Raw genomic sequence first — 15,797 nt, forward strand, 5'->3', positions numbered from 1 at the left:
GGTTATCCCATTGCGCTAGCAATTGGTATCTTATTATCTGTTTTTTATTTAAAGTTCAGAAATTATAGAAACTCAATTCAAGGATTAATTCTTAAAGGCATTAAAGATAAACAATTCATCCCTTACTACCAAGCCATTCTTGATAGCCGAGAAGAGAGAGTTGTTGGCTATGAGATCTTAGTTCGTTGGTGCAAAGGCAAGGAGATGGTTCCACCAAATGAGTTCGTTAGTCCGGCGGAAACATCCGGTTTAATCATCCAGATAACGAATCAAATCATAAGAAAAGTAATTGATGATTTAGAACAATTCGACGTGCAGCAATGGGTGAGTATCAATATCGTTCCGGCCCACATTGAAAGTGGTGGCTTAGCAGAAACCCTAGAAGAACTCAATTGGCCGACCAGCAAACAGATTCATTTTGAAATAACAGAAAGAACGCCATTTATTAATATTGAAAATGCAGGTAGGGCATTATCTCATCTTATGGCAAAAGGCTATAAGTTCAAAATTGATGATTTTGGGACAGGCTACGGTGGTTACTCATATATACAAAATCTTGGTATTTCTTGTATTAAAATAGACAAGATGTTTATTGATACGATTGGAACTGACGATTTAAAAATAAAGGTACTCAATTCCATTATTCTCTCAGCACAAGAAGCTAATATTGAAATTATTGCTGAAGGCGTTGAACGCGGAGACCAAGTTGATTATCTTGCTACTCGTGCTGTGTATCTTATCCAAGGATTCATCTATTCTAAACCCTCACCGATTGAACATATTTTGGAAAATTAATAATTCCTGAAGTCGAGAGCAATCACACCATAACCAACTTTATTATGGCGTGATCTTACCTAGTCTCCATTCTACTTAGGAGAAAATCAGTGCTTTCAGGCTGGCTTGCGGATCAATATCTTCAAACTCTGGTGGGTTTTCTAGGCGAGCTTGAAAAGTAAGTGATGGCGCTTCCACCTTCATCCCTTCGATTAAAAAGTCGCAGGTTACGGCTGGTGAATTAACGCATGCAAGCACTTCGCCGCCTTGTTCTAACAACTCTGGTAAACGGCGTAAGATACGTTGATAATCTTTAGTCAGCGCAAAGCTGCCTTTTTGAAACGAAGGAGGATCAATAATAATCAGATCATATGGCCCTGATTTTTTGATTTTTCCCCAAGACTTGAAAATATCATGTCCAAGAAACTTCACTGAATTGAGATTGTGGCCATTCAATTGATGGTTTTCACGGCCTTTAGCCAGTGATGCTTTGGCCATATCGACATTCACAACTTGGTCAGCACCACCAGCAATAGCTGCTACTGAAAAACCGCAAGTATAGGCAAATAGATTCAGTACATTTTTATGTTTAGCGTGAGATGAAACCCACTCACGGCCGTAGCGCATATCCAAAAACAGCCCGAAATTCTGGTTACGCCCAATGCTCAATTGGTACTTTAAGCCATTTTCGACCACCACAGGGAAAGGCTCTAATTCTCCCCATACTGTTTCTGAAGGCGCGCCATCGGCATATCGATGCTGAAGTAAAACACAACGACCTTGCTTTTCTAGCCATAACGGACGGGTTGTTAGGTGCGACAAACCCGCTTTTAACTCCGCGAGAAAATCTTCTTCGACATTTTTAAATAAGTTGACGACTAACTGCCCTTGCAACCAGTCACAGGTGAGCTGTTCTAGACCTGGCCACTGACGACCTCGGCCATGAAATAAGCGGCGAATTTCACCGGTATTGCAGGAGAGCTGCTGCTCAATATGGGTAAAAAAGTGAGAAAGCGCTGAGCGTTGCATTGTTTGTTCTGTCATTTGTTTACTTTCGGCCAAACTAGATTCCAAGGTGTTAACCAAGATTCAATCCCTTGGCTAACAATGTCTGAGTTCCATTTCTGCCCCATCGCTACTTGATTGCGTGGGTCGCAGATAAATTGATACCACTGATCCTGATAGCAAAAACGTAACGCAAAAGCGTGTAGATAGCCTCTATCTGAATCATCATGAGAATGATAAATCGGGTCACCGACAATCGCAGAGCCGAGTGATTTCAAAGCAACCCTAATTTGGTGGGTTTTTCCGGTAAAAGGTTTACATAAAAAGAGACGTTCACCCGGCTCAGCAGAACAGGAAAAAAACTGCGTTACTGCAGGGTTATTTTGTGTCGCTACTAACTTCCACGACGAACGTCGAGAGCGTTCCATATCACCGCTTATCAAACCCTGTTTCTTTTTAGGCTTTTTACTGCCAATGGCAAGATAGAATTTCTCGACTTCCCTTGCTGCAAAGTTTTTAGACAACTCACTGGCCGCAGCTTGGTGGCGGGCAAGTAATAAAATGCCGGACGTCATTTTATCCAACCGATGAACTAAGTAGAGCTGGCCATCACCTGAAACCTTACCCACTTCTTGCAGCAGCATCGTATCCCCGTCATCTTTGTGTACAGAAACATTGGGATGCTTGTTGATGATGAGAAAATCATTGTGAGTATAAAGAATATCAAACATGTGAATCACTAACTGCAGAATAGGCGGCTGAGTATAGCGTTAAACAACACAGATACCAATAAATGCAAGGTTCAAGGCTGTAGGATGATAAAAAGGCTCTCGGATGAGAGCCTTAGGAATGCGCTAAATTAATGAATATGCAAAGACCATTAAAATCGCCACGGGGCAAACAAAACGCACGTACCATGGCCAAATTTTCCAGAATAGGCTTTGTGCAATGTCTGGGTTACCTTGTTTGATCTCATCAAGCAATTTATTACGATGCCAAACCCAACCCACCACAATAGCCCAAACCACACCTAATAAAGGTTGCATATAGACGGTCGAGACGTTAGCCACTAGGTTAAATAACGCCCCAAAGTTAAGGGAAATGATGATGCTCAGCAGCGCAATGGCTCCACCGATCATCCATGTTGCTTGGCTACGAGTCATTTTTAGTTCATCTTGCGCGCAAGATACTGGTACTTCTAGCATAGAAATTGAAGAAGTTAGCGCTGCGATAACCATCAAAATAAAGAAACCAAAGCCGAGCAACACCCCTGCACTGCCCATATTATCAAACATCGCAGGCAGCACGGTGAAGACTAAATCGCCCGAACTCATCAAGTTGCCTGCATCATCAAAAATTTCGACACCATGATTTTTAGCCACAAACATTGCTGGGAGAATCAAAAGGCCAGCGGCAAACGCCACTCCCGTATCAATCGCCGCGACTTGCGCCGCTGTTTTTGGCAAATTAACATCTTTCTTAAGATATGAGCCATAAACGATCATCGCTCCAACACCTAAAGAGAGAGAGAAGAAAGCTTGCCCCATTGCGTCTACTAATAAACTGGGAGTGATGTGCGCAATATCAGGGATCAAATACATCTTCAATCCTTCCATTGCCCCATCTTGGGTAAAGATATAAGCAATCATGGCGCCGAATAGAATAAAAAGCACTGGCATCAAACGGGTAGACCATTTTTCAATGCCGTCCGCGACACCTTTTCGCACAACATAAATAGTGAGCAAAGAAAATGCGAGAGCCAGTAAAACATTGCGTAAGCCGCTAAAATTCACTAACCAATCGGCCGCCGTCTGTAAACCCAACAGGCCTAATATAGGGGATGCCGCAAAACCCATAAGCCATCCGGCAAGAATGGAGTAAAAACTGAGGATCATCGATGAGGCAATCATCGCGATAATGCCAAACAGTGCCGCCGCCGCACGATTTTTGGTCCAGATACTTCTTAAAGAAGCGATGGGGTTAGATTGTCCATGTCGCCCGATCGTCAATTCCGCAACCAGCATTGGAAACGCCAGCAAGAATACCATTGCCAAATAAATCACTAAAAATGCCGCGCCACCATTACTTGCCGCTTTGGTCGGAAAACCCCACACATTCCCTAGGCCAACCGCAGAACCTGCAGCCGCCATAATAAAACCAAGTCTCGATGAGAAATGACCTCTTGAACTACTTGCCATAAACTATTTACCAATGTTGTGTTTGTTAGGCAGTGCTAAAAGTGAGTGTAAACTTTTAATTACACAAGTTATAATTTTTAGTCGCACTGAGATGGTGGCAAGTAAAACAGTTTGAGATTAAAATTGAAAGTCCGAACGATATAAATTATGGATTAGACCGTAGTTTTATAGTTCAATTGTTGCTTTTTTATCCTCAGATCATTTTTTTAAACTGCTATGATCACTTTAGTAACACGATTCATCTGTTACTATTTTCATATTATTCACGCGATAAACTTCCTTACTTTTCCCTTTCCCTTTACTATCGTGACTTATTCTATCGACAAGATTAATGGCATGGACAAGGTTTACCACGTTCTTACTTTAGCAGGCATCGCACTCTATTGGTTTTTGGTCGCCGCAGTCACGCTACGCGTTGTGTTGAAACGCCGAGCGGTGAGTGTTTCTCTGGCTTGGCTGATGGTGATTTATATCATTCCGATTGTGGGAGTGATCTGCTACTTTCTTTTTGGTGAGCTAAATTTAGGGCGCAAGCGTGCAGAGCGTGCCAAGGAAATGTTTGCTCCATTTGGTGATTGGTTTAGACGGCTTAACGATTGCCAAGCTCATGCCCCTGAGGGAATGGGTGCTCAAATTTATAAAATTGATGAACTGTGTAACCACCGTATGGGGATTCCGGCCTTAAGTGGTAATACGTTATCACTGCAAACCTCCCCTAACGAAATTCTGCATTCCATTATTGCCGACATTGAACAAGCTCACACCAGCATTCAAATGGTCTTTTATATTTGGCACCCAGGTGGATTGGCGGATTCGGTTGCGTCGGCTCTGATCCAAGCGGCCAAACGAGGTGTACACGTTAAGCTGCTGCTTGATTCCGCAGGGAGCCCCCGCTTCTTCAAAAGTCATTGGTATACCATGATGAAAGACGCAGGAGTTGAAGTCGTCCAAGCGTTAGAAGTGAGCCCGTGGCGGATGTTCTTACGCCGCTTAGACCTACGCCAACATCGTAAAATCATTGTTATCGACGATAAAATTGCCTACACAGGCTCGATGAATTTGGTTGACCCGGCCTATTTCAAGCAAAACTCCGGTGTGGGTCAATGGGTCGATATTATGGTTCGTATTACTGGGCCTGCGGTCAATGTGCTGTCCGCAGTACATTGCTGGGATTGGGAGGTGGAAACGGGAACACGTATGTTACCAGCACAACCAGAATGCACAATTGGTCCGGATCAGCCCCATCATCCTGTACAGGTTGTCCCTTCAGGCCCTGGTATGCCAGAAAACTTAATCTCCCAAGTGTTAACACTGGCGATTAATCAGTCAAACCAATCCGTTAGGATCACTACCCCTTACTTTGTGCCTAGTGCAGACCTATTAGCAACGCTAAAAATGACCGCTCAGCGCGGTATCAATGTTGAGATCATTATTCCACATAAAAATGACTCATTGATGGTCAAATGGGCCTCTCGCGCCTTTTATGGTGAGTTGCTCGAAGCCGGTGTGAAAATATACGAATTCTACGGTGGCTTGCTGCACACTAAATCCGTCGTGATCGATAACCAGTTCTGTCTTGTCGGTACAGTGAATATCGATATGCGCAGCCTATGGCTCAATTTTGAAGTCACGCTCGCGATTGAAGACCAATCCTTCACTCAGGAAATGAACTGGCTACAGCAACACTATATAGAACAATCTCACTTGGTTGAGCTACCAATATGGGAGCAACGCCCACTGTATCATAGGTTTTTTGAACGATTGTTCTATCTGTTTAACCCTCTGCTATAAACTTTTTATCTGACTGGGGTTGCCAAGCTAGGCAACTCCATGTTTTAAATAACGAACTCTCTCCCAGACAAGGATTTCGGATGTCAGAAGGTAAAAAAACACAGTTGGTCAATGCGGGTCGTAGTAAAAAGTGGACCAATGGCGTTGTCAACCCACCTATTCAGCGCGCCTCTACCGTTGTATTTGATAGTGTGGCTGAAAAAAATCATGCGACTGTCAATCGGGCTAATAAAACACTTTTTTATGGACGCCGTGGTACTCATACGCACTTTGCGTTCCAAGAAGCAATGGTGGAAATTGAAGGTGGTGTCGGTTGCGCGCTTTTCCCTTGCGGTGCGGCCGCCATTGCCAATAGTATTCTTTCCTTTGTGCAAACGGGTGACCATATTCTGATGGTCGACACTTGCTATGAACCTACTCGTGATTTTTGTGAAAAAATCATGAAAAAAATGGGCATAGAAACGACCTACTACCCACCGACCATAGGTGAAGGAATCCGTGCTTTGATCCAACCCAATACCAAAGTGTTGTTCACTGAATCACCCGGTTCGATCACGATGGAAGTGCAAGATATCCCAACCTTAGCGCAGGTTGCACATGAACATGACATCATTGTCATGCTGGATAACACTTGGGCGGCGGGCGTGAACTTTTCACCTTTTGAACATGGTGTTGATATTTCGATCCAAGCGGCGACAAAATACATTGTTGGCCACTCAGACGTGATGTTAGGAACAGCGATTGCCAATGAAAAATGCTGGGATCAATTGCGAGAGCAAAGCTATTTGATGGGACAATGTGTCTCACCTGATGACGCTTATTTAGGGCTACGAGGGCTGAGAACGTTAGATGTTCGCTTACGTCAACATGCTCAAAATAGCTTAGCCATTGCGCACTGGTTAGCAGAACAACCTGAAGTGGATCACGTTCGCCATCCTGCGTTAGAGACTTGTCCTGGACATGAGTTTTATCAGCGTGATTTCACTGGTGGTAACGGGCTGTTTTCATTTGTATTAAAGAGCAGTGATACAAAAGCTACGACGGCTTTGCTCGATGGCATGCAACATTTTAGTATGGGCTTTTCATGGGGTGGGTTTGAAAGCCTGATTTTAGCTAATGAACCCAAAAGCTTTGATAGTTTAAGAACCGTCGCACACCCGCACTTTGCAGGTACACTGATTCGAGTGCATATTGGTCTTGAAGATGTAGACGATCTGATCGCTGATCTAAAAGCGGGATTAGAACGCTACAGTGCACAGCTTGCTCTGCGTGCATAATATGAGCGGAAGACCAAAAGGCCGCTGAATCTTCAGCGGTCTTTTGCATATTAGGTTGCCCAGAAAAATTAACGCTTGGGGCAATCAGCCAAATGATCGTTCACCATACCCACCGCCTGCATAAAAGCATAACAAATCGTTTCGCCAATAAACTTGAAGCCTTTTTTCTTTAGAAATTGGCTCATCGCCTTAGACGTGGGCGTCGATGTAGGGATATCACTCATCTGCTGCCAATGATTGAGCACTGGTTGACCATCCACAAACTGCCACAATGCTTTGGATAAGGAACCATACTCTTGCTGCAACAGTAAAGCCGCTCGTGCATTGGAATAGACAGAGGCAATTTTTCCTTTGTGCTTCACCACATCGAAATGTTCGATAATGTAAGGTGCCCGCGTTTCGTCGTACTGAGCCAGTTTTTCAAGATCATAACCGTCAAAGGCTAAGCGATAACCTTCGCGCTTTTTCAAAATCGTAATCCAGCTCAGCCCAGCTTGCGCACCTTCTAACGTCAAAAATTCGAACAACTTGACATCATCGTAAACGGGAATGCCCCACTCATTATCGTGATAATCGCGCTCTAAAGGGTGATTCATCGCCCATGCACAAGTCATTTCTGTATGATGCTTCATTTTTTGTTTCCTTACCCTTACCTTCATTTTCAGTGTCAGTTGAACAATGACACTGCAAATCTACGTGCCAGCTTTGCTTTTAAAGCTGATTAAACTCACGATTGACTTTAAATGCTTCAGAGGTGACATAAGCCTCCATTTTACGGATTTTCTGATCCACTCGAGTTAAATCTTGATCCAATGTCGCCAGCAAAGCTTCGGCGGTTTGTCCTTGCTCCCAAGGCTTATTCTTCAATGTATGTTCGCGTTGGGCTTTTAGCGTTTCAACATACTGAGTAGGCTGCTTTTCTAACATCAGCATCAAAGCCATATAAGCTAAAAGCACTAAAAAACCACCACCGAGTAGTGCAGCCGAGATGACCAATATACGCACCAACCAAACTTCTAACCCAAGATAATTAGCAAGCCCAGCGCATACGCCAGCTATTTTGCCATTGACCGGATCTTTATAGAGTTCTCGGCTAGCCATGATTTTGCCTCCAAGTCGGTGATTCAGCATCTAAGATGCGTTCAAGGGTTTCAACACGGCTTTGCAGTTTTTCCGCTTTTTCAGATAACGCTTTGATCCGCTCTAAATCCTCTTGTGACAATGAGTTGCTGCTATATCGTTTACCTCTGTAATGCAGAAAAAGCCATATCGGTGCAACAAAAATCAAAAAGACAATCAGTGGACCTGCGATAAAAAATGATGACATATATGCCACTCCTCGTTATTGGTTTTTGTCCATTTGTTGTTTCAGTTTTGCTAGCTCTTGTTCAATTTCATCTTGCGCTTGAAGTTCAGCAAATTCTTGGTCGAGTGACTTAGCGTTACCGGACATAGCGTAGAGATCGGCTTCAGCTTCAAGTTCATCGACTTTACGCGAGTACTGCTCAAACTTCGCCATCGCTTCATCAGTACGGCTAGTATGCAAATGACGTTGCACATCACGACGGTTGTGCGCAGTTTGGCTACGAAGTGCCAAAGCTTGTTGCTTCACCCGTGTTTCGGCAATTTTGGCCTCTAACTTACCGATTTCCCCAGTCAATTTATCGATAGTTTCTTCTACCAAGGTTTGTTCAGTGTGCAAGCCTTTCTGCATTTCTTGCAATTTCTTTTTTTCAATTAAAGCAGCGCGAGCGAGATCTTCACGCTGTTTAGCAAGCGCCAAGGTCGCTTTCTGTTGCCAATCTTCAATATGAGAGGCCATAGAATCCACTTTACGCGCGAGCTCTTTCTTATCCGCAATAGCTTTGGCCGAATTGGTGCGTACTTCCACCAAGGTGTCTTCCATCTCTTGGATGATTAAGCGGATCATCTTTTCAGGATCTTCCGCTTTATCTAACAGTGCACTGATATTCGAGTTTACGATATCGGCAAAACGAGAAAAAATACCCATGTTCAATCTCCTGATTAGTTGTTCATGACGATGTAGTTATTGGTGAGCTATTTTGAATCGCTCAAAACGTTAAGACGAGAAGAGATAACCAAGTTTCATGCCATATATAAATCTATTTATAATCAATAAATTAGATAATATCTCATAGAATAAGATTACTGTGCTATGATGATTTTCGCCAAGAGTTGGTGAATTTAACCACCCTTTCAATCACAGTGTGGAGAGTGAACATGCAACAAAACTTACTGGGTGAAGCGCCTCAATTTTTATCGGTACTGGATAAAGTCTCTAAGCTTGCACCGATTGATAGGCCGGTATTAATTATTGGCGAACGGGGAACGGGCAAAGAGTTAATCGCTCAGCGCTTACACTATCTTTCCAAACGTTGGGACCAACCACTGGTTTCGTTAAACTGTTCAACCTTGAGTGAAGGGTTAATTGACTCTGAGCTCTTTGGTCATGAATCAGGCTCGTTTACCGGAGCCAAAGGACGTCACCAAGGACGATTTGAACGGGCGGAAGGTGGAACTCTTTTTTTGGACGAGCTCGCCACCGCGCCGCTTGCTGTGCAAGAGAAACTACTCCGAGTGATTGAATATGGACATTACGAACGTGTCGGCGGTAGCCAACGGCTTAATGCGAATGTCCGTATCGTCTGTGCAACCAATGCTAATCTTCCACAATTAGCTGAAATTGGAAAGTTTCGAGCTGACTTACTCGACCGACTGGCCTTTGATGTGATCCAGCTTCCACCGCTAAGAGAGCGAAAAGAAGATATTATGCCACTTGCTGAGTATTACGCGATTAAGATGTGCCGTGAACTGAACTTAGCGCTCTTTGTCGGGTTTAGTGCAGAAGCGGCAGATCAGCTTCAACACTACTTGTGGCCGGGAAATGTGCGTGAACTTAAAAATGTCGTGGAGCGTGCTGTCTATCAACATGGAACGGCCTCCCATCCGATTGAAAACTTGGTTTTTAACCCTTTTGCTAATGAGTGGCACAAACCAGATGACCTTACTGGCAATCTCTCCACAGAACGCCATACTTACACCACTGGCTTTGAATTTCCGATGGATTACAAAATGTGGCAGGAGGATCAGGATAGACAACTACTGAGTGCCGCGCTCAATGCCAGTAAGTTTAATCAAAGACAAGCTGCAGAATTACTCGGCTTGAGCTACCACCAATTGAGAGGTATGGTGAGAAAATATCAACTCGTCGGCAGCAATGATGATTAACCCTAGGTTTAGATCAACAAAAAATGGTAGATTATCAGGATTTTGAGGCATAATGATTAGCTTTGTTTGCCTTACTTCTCATAGTTATTTCTCTTTATGAAAACATTGATACGATTCGCACTAGGAATATGCAGCTTTAGCCTACTGATAGGCTGTAGCGAACAAATTGACCATAGTAAAATTCGCCAGAGCGGATTCGTATATTGTGGTCACGGCAATCCCACCACTTTTAACCCACAATTGGTTGAGAGCGGCATTACGTCTGAAGCTCTCAGCCCACAGATTTACGACACGCTGTTGCAATTGGATTCAGAAACCTTACAACCGATACCCAGTCTGGCCACGAGTTGGACAGTGAATCCACAGGGTACAGAGTATACATTCAAGCTAAACGATGGCGTTCAATTTCAATCAACCGCTTGGTTTACACCGACTCGCGCTCTTAATGCCGATGATGTGGTCTTCAGCTTTCGCCGAATCATTGACCCAACCAACCCATTTCATTACGTCAATAGTGGCGTCTACCCATGGTTTGCGGGTATTGATTTCAAAAACTTGCTGATCGATGTTCAAGCTCTGGATGAACTCACGGTTAAATTTACCCTCAGCCGTCCCGACAACTCCTTTTTATCCAATATCGCCACCAGTCACGCTGTCATACTCTCCTATGAGTATGCTAATCAATTAGTGATTGAAGATGAAAAAAGCATGATTGACAGCCATCCTGTCGGATCCGGACCATTTTATCTAGACGAATTTAAAGTGAATGACCTTATCCGCCTCCGTCGTCATGGTGCTTATTGGAATGGTGTGGCAAAGATGGAGCAAGTCGTATTCGATGTGTCAAACCGAGGCACAGGGACACTCGCCAAACTACTACGCTATGAATGTGACGTACTTAGCTCGCCGATTTCAAGCCAGATCCCGATCATCAAACAGCAAGCAGAAATCAAACTGAATGCCAAGCCAGCGATGAACGTGTCTTATATTGCTGTGAATACCTCTCACCCTGCGCTCAGTGATGTTCGCGTGCGTAAAGCGCTTAATTTTGCGATCAACCGCCAAAATATTTTGGACTCGGTCTATTACGGTACAGGGAGTATTGCTTATAACCTACTGCCGCCGTCATCTTGGGCTTACCAAAAAGACAACGTTCACATTCGCTATGATCGTAATTACGCGATCGCGTTACTTAAAGAGGCCGGCTATTACGCCAATTTAGAATTGACGATGTCAGTCCCTTCAGAGCCTCATGCCTATAACCCAAGTCCACGTAAAACTGCTGAGCTAATTAATGCGAACTTGGCTGACATTGGTATTACATTGCATATCATCACCCAAGAACGTCTCGATCGCTCAAATTTGATCCAGCACGCTAACGCTGATCTGATTTTAACCGGTTGGAATGGCGATACCGCAGACCCAGATAACTTTTTGCGTCCACTGCTCTCTTGTAATTCCGAGCGTTCGGGGCTCAATACCTCGATGTGGTGTAATAGTGATTTCGATTTTCTACTCGATTTGGCCTTGGAAGTAGACAAGCCGCGCTATCGCCTCAACTTATACAAACAAGCGCAAAATATCTTGAATGAAGAGTTCCCGGTTATCCCACTTGCACACGGCATGCAATTTAAAGCGTACAATAAGACGCTAACGGGCTTTAAACTCAGTCCGTTTAATGTACAGCCATTTAATACGGTTGAGAGGATCGAATAGTGTTTTTATATACGGTACGTAGGCTCAACTTATTTATTATCACGTTACTCATTTTGACTATGGTCGGGTTTACTCTGCTGCGCTTAGATCCCCAGTCGCCTCTAATGGACCATGGTTTCTGGTCAGGTTGGTCAACCTATTTAGGGCAACTACTGCAACTGAATTTTGGCGTCAATCACAGTGGTGTCCCGATTGTGGCCGAACTGGCGATGGTCTTTCCAGCAACGCTGGAGTTATGCCTCATCGCATTTACTCTCTCTTTATTAATTGGTCTCCCTATTGGTACGCTCGCAGGAATGAAGCAAGGTAAATGGATTGATACCGTTATCTCCTTCACGTCAATGTCCGGCTATTCAGCCCCGCTATTTTGGGTGGCTCTACTGATGATCATGGTCTTTTCTCTTCACTATGAATGGCTTCCCGTGTCAGGACGTTATGATCTACTCTATCAAGTAGAACACGTAACTGGTTTTGCGTTAATCGATGCTTTTTTCGCTGAAGGTAACTACCGTGCCCATGCTTTGCAAAGTGTTATTGAACATATGATTTTGCCCTGTTTGGTGCTGGCTCTAGCACCGACGACACAAGTGGTGAGCCTGATGCGCTCTTCGGTAGCCGATGTAATGGCCCAAAACTATATACGCGCCGCTCGGATTAAGGGCTTAAGTCACTACGAAATTGTGACTGCTCATGTGCTGAGAAATGCAATTCCACCTATTATTCCTAAATTCGGGGTTCAGCTATCAAGTATGTTAACGCTGGCAATTATTACTGAGTCCATCTTCAACTGGCCGGGAATTGGCCGTTGGCTGCTCGATGCCTTATCTAACCAAGATTATGTCGCCATCCAAGCCGGCGTGATCGTAGTTGGTACGCTCGTTCTCACAGCAAACATTCTGTCTGATTTGATTGGCGCTATGGTTAACCCGCTGGTAAGAAAGGAATGGTATGCTAACAAATAATATTTATCAGGAAGAGCATATTCCGACTCAGTTTGAGCGGTTTTGGCGCAGCTATCGTAATAACAGTTTAGCGATGTTTGGCTTGTGGTGCTTAGGACTCGTTGTGTTGATTACCCTCACCTCTCCTTGGATAGCCCCTCATGATCCGCAGTTGCAAACGAGCAACCTATTAATACCGCCTTCTTGGGATCCTGCGGGTACTGTCGAATTTTTCTTAGGTACCGACGATTTAGGCCGAGACATCTTATCACGGTTGATTGATGGTACCCAATACACCTTCGCTGCCGCTATTTTAATCACCGCTATCGCGGCTGTGATCGGCTGTTTTATCGGTATCATGGCAGGTATGACCAAAGGATTACTGTCCAGTACATTGAACCACTTACTCGACACGGTCATGTCGATTCCATCATTGCTGCTTGCCATTATTTTTGTGGCACTGCTCGGTTTTGGCGAGTTCAATATTTTGCTTGCGATTGGTTTGGCACTCATCCCTCGCTTTGTTCGCTCGGTGTATATTGCCGTACACAACGAAGTAGAAAAAGACTATATCCTCGCCGCACGTTTAGATGGTGCCAATGACTTTTATCTGTTGTGGAACTCCATTTTACCCAATGTCCTTGCTGTCATCGCCAACGAAATAACACTCGCGTTATCCATTGCCATCTTAGACATCACCGCTTTGGGCTTTCTTGGTTTGGGTGCTCAAGCACCAAGCACCGAATGGGGCACCATCTTAGGTGATTCAGTTGAGCTGATTTACCTCGCACCGTGGACAGTCACTCTCCCCGGTTTAGCGATTATGTTTACGGTGATCATCATCAACTTAGTCGGTGAAGGTGTACGACAAGCTCTGAATGCAGGGGTGGAATAATGCCATTATTAGATATTCGCCATCTCACCATCGAAATTGATACGCCACAAGGCATGGTAAAAGCAGTCGATCGCATGAGCTTAACCATGAACGAAGGCGAAATTCGCGGGTTGGTGGGAGAATCCGGATCAGGAAAAAGCTTGGTGGCTAAAGCCATCGTAGGAATATGCAAAGATAATTGGACCATCACCGCCGACCGCATGCGCTTAGGTAACATTGATCTACTTCAGCTGACGCCGCGCGAACGCCGGCGAGTGATTGCCCGCGACATCGCGATGATTTTTCAAGAACCGTCAACCTGCTTAGACCCTTCAGATGAAGTGGGAAAACAGTTGATTGAATCAATTCCATCGCGCACATTTGAAGGCAAATGGTGGCAGCGTTTTACATGGCGTAAAAAACAAGCCATTGCCCTTTTACATAAAGTAGGAATCAAAGAGCACGCGCGCATCATGAGTAGCTACCCCTATGAGCTAACTGATGGTGAATGCCAAAAGGTGATGATTGCGATGGCTATCGCAACCAAACCAAAAATTTTGATTGCTGATGAACCAACGAACGATTTGGACCCCATTACCCAATCACAGATATTGCGCTTACTCAGCCGGATGAATCAGGTCAATAACACCACGATTCTATTGATTGGCCACGACTTAACTACCATTACCCAATGGGCTAACCGTATTACAGTGATGTACTGCGGCCAGTCTGTTGAGTCAGCCGATACCCAGAAAATATTGAGTGAACCCAAACACCCTTATACGGCTGCACTACTGAAAGCGATGCCTGATTTTAGTGATTGGATCCCGCATAAAGAAAAATTGCAATCCTTACCGGGTTCCATTCCACCCTTGCAACATTTACCGATTGGTTGCAGATTGGGGCCTCGCTGCCCCTATGCTCAGCGCCAATGCGTTGAAATACCATATCCACAACGTATTAAAAATCATAAGTTTGCCTGTCATTTCCCTCTCAATATGGAGCAACAGTCATGAGTGCATCATTATTAGAAGTGAACGGGTTAACTAAAGATTTCATTACTCGTTCAGGTCTGTTTCGCAAGAAAATTCAGCATGCGGTCAAACCGGTCAGCTTTACGTTAGAAGCGGGGCAAACTATTGGTTTTATTGGCCAAAATGGTTCTGGCAAATCGACATTGGCACGAATGCTTGCGGGGATGGTTGAACCCTCGGCTGGTGAGATACGCGTTAATGGAGAGTTATTGGAACACAAGGATTACTCCACGCGCTGTAAGCTGATTCGAATGATTTTTCAAGATCCGAACACATCGCTCAACCCAAGAATTCAAATTGGTCGTATTCTAGAAGGGCCACTCAAAAGAAATACCAATATGCCACCTGAAGCTCGCATGAAGCGCGTGAAAGATACGCTATTGCGCGTTGGATTATTGCCAGAGCACGCCTACTTCTACCCGCAAATGCTCGCCACCGGGCAAAAACAGCGGATTTGCTTGGCACGAGCACTGATTCTACAACCGTCGATCATTGTGGCTGATGAAGCATTAAACGGGTTAGACATGGCAATGCGATCACAGATGATTAACTTGTTTCTAGAACTGCAAGAAGAGATGGGTGTCTCGTTTGTGTATGTCTCTCAACACCTTGGTATTGTAAAACACATTACTGATAAAATTATGGTGATGCACGAAGGCGAAGTAGTCGAATCGGGTGACACACAAGAAGTATTGTCTAATCCAACTCATCCCATCACTCAAAGAATGATTGAGAGCCACTTCAACAAAGCGCCCAGCTTTAAATAGCCGCTCTGTATTTAATGTCGGAAGACAATATCGTCGATATTGTACTGTTCCTCCCCCTTTTAGGGGGAGGATTGACAGTGTTCACCCCACCCTAACCCTCCCCTCAAAGGGGAGGGAATTAGTTTCGTTAGCGTTGGGAATATGTCATTTATAATGATAGATACGGGTTGC

The 15,797-nt window shown here is 44.4% G+C and carries 16 protein-coding genes; 9 read left to right on the plus strand and 7 right to left on the minus strand.

Features of this window, described 5'->3' with window-relative positions; genetic code table 11:
• Positions 1–795, plus strand: a 795-nt coding sequence (locus tag AACT18_RS11285) for an EAL domain-containing protein (RefSeq protein ID WP_141138105.1), incomplete at its 5' end; no start/stop codon positions are given.
• Positions 796–870: 75 nt separating this feature from the next.
• On the opposite strand, the gene AACT18_RS11290 is transcribed toward AACT18_RS11285, so the two are convergent.
• The 3 genes from AACT18_RS11290 to AACT18_RS11300 form a co-directional block, all read right to left on the minus strand.
• A complete protein-coding gene (locus AACT18_RS11290) occupies positions 871–1,803 on the minus strand; it encodes a class I SAM-dependent methyltransferase (protein ID WP_029388307.1) in 933 nt (310 codons plus the stop codon).
• Positions 1,804–1,814: 11 nt separating this feature from the next.
• Positions 1,815–2,510, minus strand: a complete 696-nt coding sequence (locus AACT18_RS11295) for a TIGR01621 family pseudouridine synthase (RefSeq protein ID WP_017046192.1) — start codon at positions 2,508–2,510, stop codon at positions 1,815–1,817.
• Between the two features lie 123 nt (positions 2,511–2,633).
• Positions 2,634–3,977, minus strand: coding sequence for a sodium-dependent transporter (locus tag AACT18_RS11300; RefSeq protein WP_013857032.1), 1,344 nt, complete (start codon positions 3,975–3,977; stop codon positions 2,634–2,636).
• Between the two features lie 336 nt (positions 3,978–4,313).
• Between AACT18_RS11300 and cls the strand changes: the two genes are divergently transcribed.
• A complete protein-coding gene (gene cls / locus AACT18_RS11305) occupies positions 4,314–5,768 on the plus strand; it encodes a cardiolipin synthase (RefSeq protein ID WP_094124929.1) in 1,455 nt (484 codons plus the stop codon).
• 80 nt (positions 5,769–5,848) lie between these two features.
• A complete protein-coding gene (locus AACT18_RS11310; protein ID WP_094124930.1) occupies positions 5,849–7,045 on the plus strand; it encodes a cystathionine beta-lyase in 1,197 nt (398 codons plus the stop codon).
• A 68-nt stretch (positions 7,046–7,113) separates the two neighbouring features.
• On the opposite strand, the gene AACT18_RS11315 is transcribed toward AACT18_RS11310, so the two are convergent.
• Genes AACT18_RS11315 through pspA form a run of 4 tightly spaced genes read right to left on the minus strand, consistent with a single transcriptional unit; the run spans position 7,114 to position 9,056 of the window.
• Positions 7,114–7,704: a DNA-3-methyladenine glycosylase I gene (locus AACT18_RS11315; RefSeq protein WP_013857035.1), complete on the minus strand. Its 591-nt coding sequence runs from the start codon at positions 7,702–7,704 to the stop codon at positions 7,114–7,116.
• A 52-nt stretch (positions 7,705–7,756) separates the two neighbouring features.
• Positions 7,757–8,146 carry an envelope stress response membrane protein PspC gene (gene pspC, locus AACT18_RS11320; RefSeq protein WP_013857036.1) on the minus strand — a complete coding sequence of 130 codons (390 nt, stop codon included), beginning with the start codon at positions 8,144–8,146 and terminating at the stop codon, positions 7,757–7,759.
• Positions 8,139–8,372, minus strand: a complete 234-nt coding sequence (pspB, locus tag AACT18_RS11325; RefSeq protein WP_094124931.1) for an envelope stress response membrane protein PspB — start codon at positions 8,370–8,372, stop codon at positions 8,139–8,141. The genes pspC and pspB overlap by 8 nt, the downstream gene beginning before the upstream one ends.
• 15 nt (positions 8,373–8,387) lie before the next feature.
• Entirely contained in the window at positions 8,388–9,056 is a 669-nt protein-coding gene (pspA, locus tag AACT18_RS11330; protein WP_026027628.1) for a phage shock protein PspA, read from the minus strand.
• Positions 9,057–9,286: 230 nt separating this feature from the next.
• Between pspA and pspF the strand changes: the two genes are divergently transcribed.
• The 6 genes from pspF (at position 9,287) to AACT18_RS11360 (ending at position 15,626) form a co-directional block, all read left to right on the plus strand.
• Positions 9,287–10,294 carry a phage shock protein operon transcriptional activator gene (pspF, locus tag AACT18_RS11335; protein ID WP_094133854.1) on the plus strand — a complete coding sequence of 336 codons (1,008 nt, stop codon included), beginning with the start codon at positions 9,287–9,289 and terminating at the stop codon, positions 10,292–10,294.
• A gap of 96 nt (positions 10,295–10,390) precedes the next feature.
• Positions 10,391–12,010 (plus strand): ABC transporter substrate-binding protein SapA, encoded by a 1,620-nt coding sequence (gene sapA / locus AACT18_RS11340; RefSeq protein WP_094143412.1) that lies wholly within the window; start codon positions 10,391–10,393, stop codon positions 12,008–12,010.
• The gene (locus AACT18_RS11345) at positions 12,010–12,972 is read left to right on the plus strand and encodes an ABC transporter permease (RefSeq protein ID WP_094124645.1); all 963 of its coding nucleotides are present in this window, start codon (positions 12,010–12,012) and stop codon (positions 12,970–12,972) included. The genes sapA and AACT18_RS11345 overlap by 1 nt, the downstream gene beginning before the upstream one ends.
• Positions 12,959–13,846, plus strand: coding sequence for an ABC transporter permease subunit (locus tag AACT18_RS11350; RefSeq protein ID WP_094124646.1), 888 nt, complete (start codon positions 12,959–12,961; stop codon positions 13,844–13,846). Before AACT18_RS11345 ends, AACT18_RS11350 begins: the two co-directional genes overlap by 14 nt.
• Positions 13,846–14,841: a peptide ABC transporter ATP-binding protein gene (locus AACT18_RS11355; RefSeq protein WP_010320232.1), complete on the plus strand. Its 996-nt coding sequence runs from the start codon at positions 13,846–13,848 to the stop codon at positions 14,839–14,841. The genes AACT18_RS11350 and AACT18_RS11355 overlap by 1 nt, the downstream gene beginning before the upstream one ends.
• Positions 14,838–15,626, plus strand: a complete 789-nt coding sequence (locus tag AACT18_RS11360) for a peptide ABC transporter ATP-binding protein (protein ID WP_013857043.1) — start codon at positions 14,838–14,840, stop codon at positions 15,624–15,626. Before AACT18_RS11355 ends, AACT18_RS11360 begins: the two co-directional genes overlap by 4 nt.
• The last annotated feature ends 171 nt before the right edge of the window (positions 15,627–15,797 follow it).

The organism is Vibrio sp. V04_P4A5T148, assembly GCF_963875605.1.
GTDB lineage: Bacteria > Pseudomonadota > Gammaproteobacteria > Enterobacterales > Vibrionaceae > Vibrio > Vibrio anguillarum.

Bases quoted from the DNA above. Each gene is read 5' to 3' on its own strand.
- AACT18_RS11355 (WP_010320232.1), top strand. From the start codon at position 13,846: ATGCCATTATTAGATATTCGCCATCTCACCATCGAAATTGATACGCCA.
- AACT18_RS11310 (WP_094124930.1), top strand. From the start codon at position 5,849: ATGTCAGAAGGTAAAAAAACACAGTTGGTCAATGCGGGTCGTAGTAAA.
- cls (WP_094124929.1), top strand. From the start codon at position 4,314: ATGGACAAGGTTTACCACGTTCTTACTTTAGCAGGCATCGCACTCTAT.
- AACT18_RS11295 (WP_017046192.1), bottom strand. From the start codon at position 2,510: ATGTTTGATATTCTTTATACTCACAATGATTTTCTCATCATCAACAAG.
- AACT18_RS11315 (WP_013857035.1), bottom strand. From the start codon at position 7,704: ATGAAGGTAAGGGTAAGGAAACAAAAAATGAAGCATCATACAGAAATG.
- sapA (WP_094143412.1), top strand. From the start codon at position 10,391: ATGAAAACATTGATACGATTCGCACTAGGAATATGCAGCTTTAGCCTA.
- pspC (WP_013857036.1), bottom strand. From the start codon at position 8,146: ATGGCTAGCCGAGAACTCTATAAAGATCCGGTCAATGGCAAAATAGCT.
- AACT18_RS11290 (WP_029388307.1), bottom strand. From the start codon at position 1,803: ATGCAACGCTCAGCGCTTTCTCACTTTTTTACCCATATTGAGCAGCAG.
- pspA (WP_026027628.1), bottom strand. From the start codon at position 9,056: ATGGGTATTTTTTCTCGTTTTGCCGATATCGTAAACTCGAATATCAGT.
- pspB (WP_094124931.1), bottom strand. From the start codon at position 8,372: ATGTCATCATTTTTTATCGCAGGTCCACTGATTGTCTTTTTGATTTTT.
- AACT18_RS11350 (WP_094124646.1), top strand. From the start codon at position 12,959: ATGCTAACAAATAATATTTATCAGGAAGAGCATATTCCGACTCAGTTT.
- AACT18_RS11300 (WP_013857032.1), bottom strand. From the start codon at position 3,977: ATGGCAAGTAGTTCAAGAGGTCATTTCTCATCGAGACTTGGTTTTATT.
- AACT18_RS11360 (WP_013857043.1), top strand. From the start codon at position 14,838: ATGAGTGCATCATTATTAGAAGTGAACGGGTTAACTAAAGATTTCATT.
- pspF (WP_094133854.1), top strand. From the start codon at position 9,287: ATGCAACAAAACTTACTGGGTGAAGCGCCTCAATTTTTATCGGTACTG.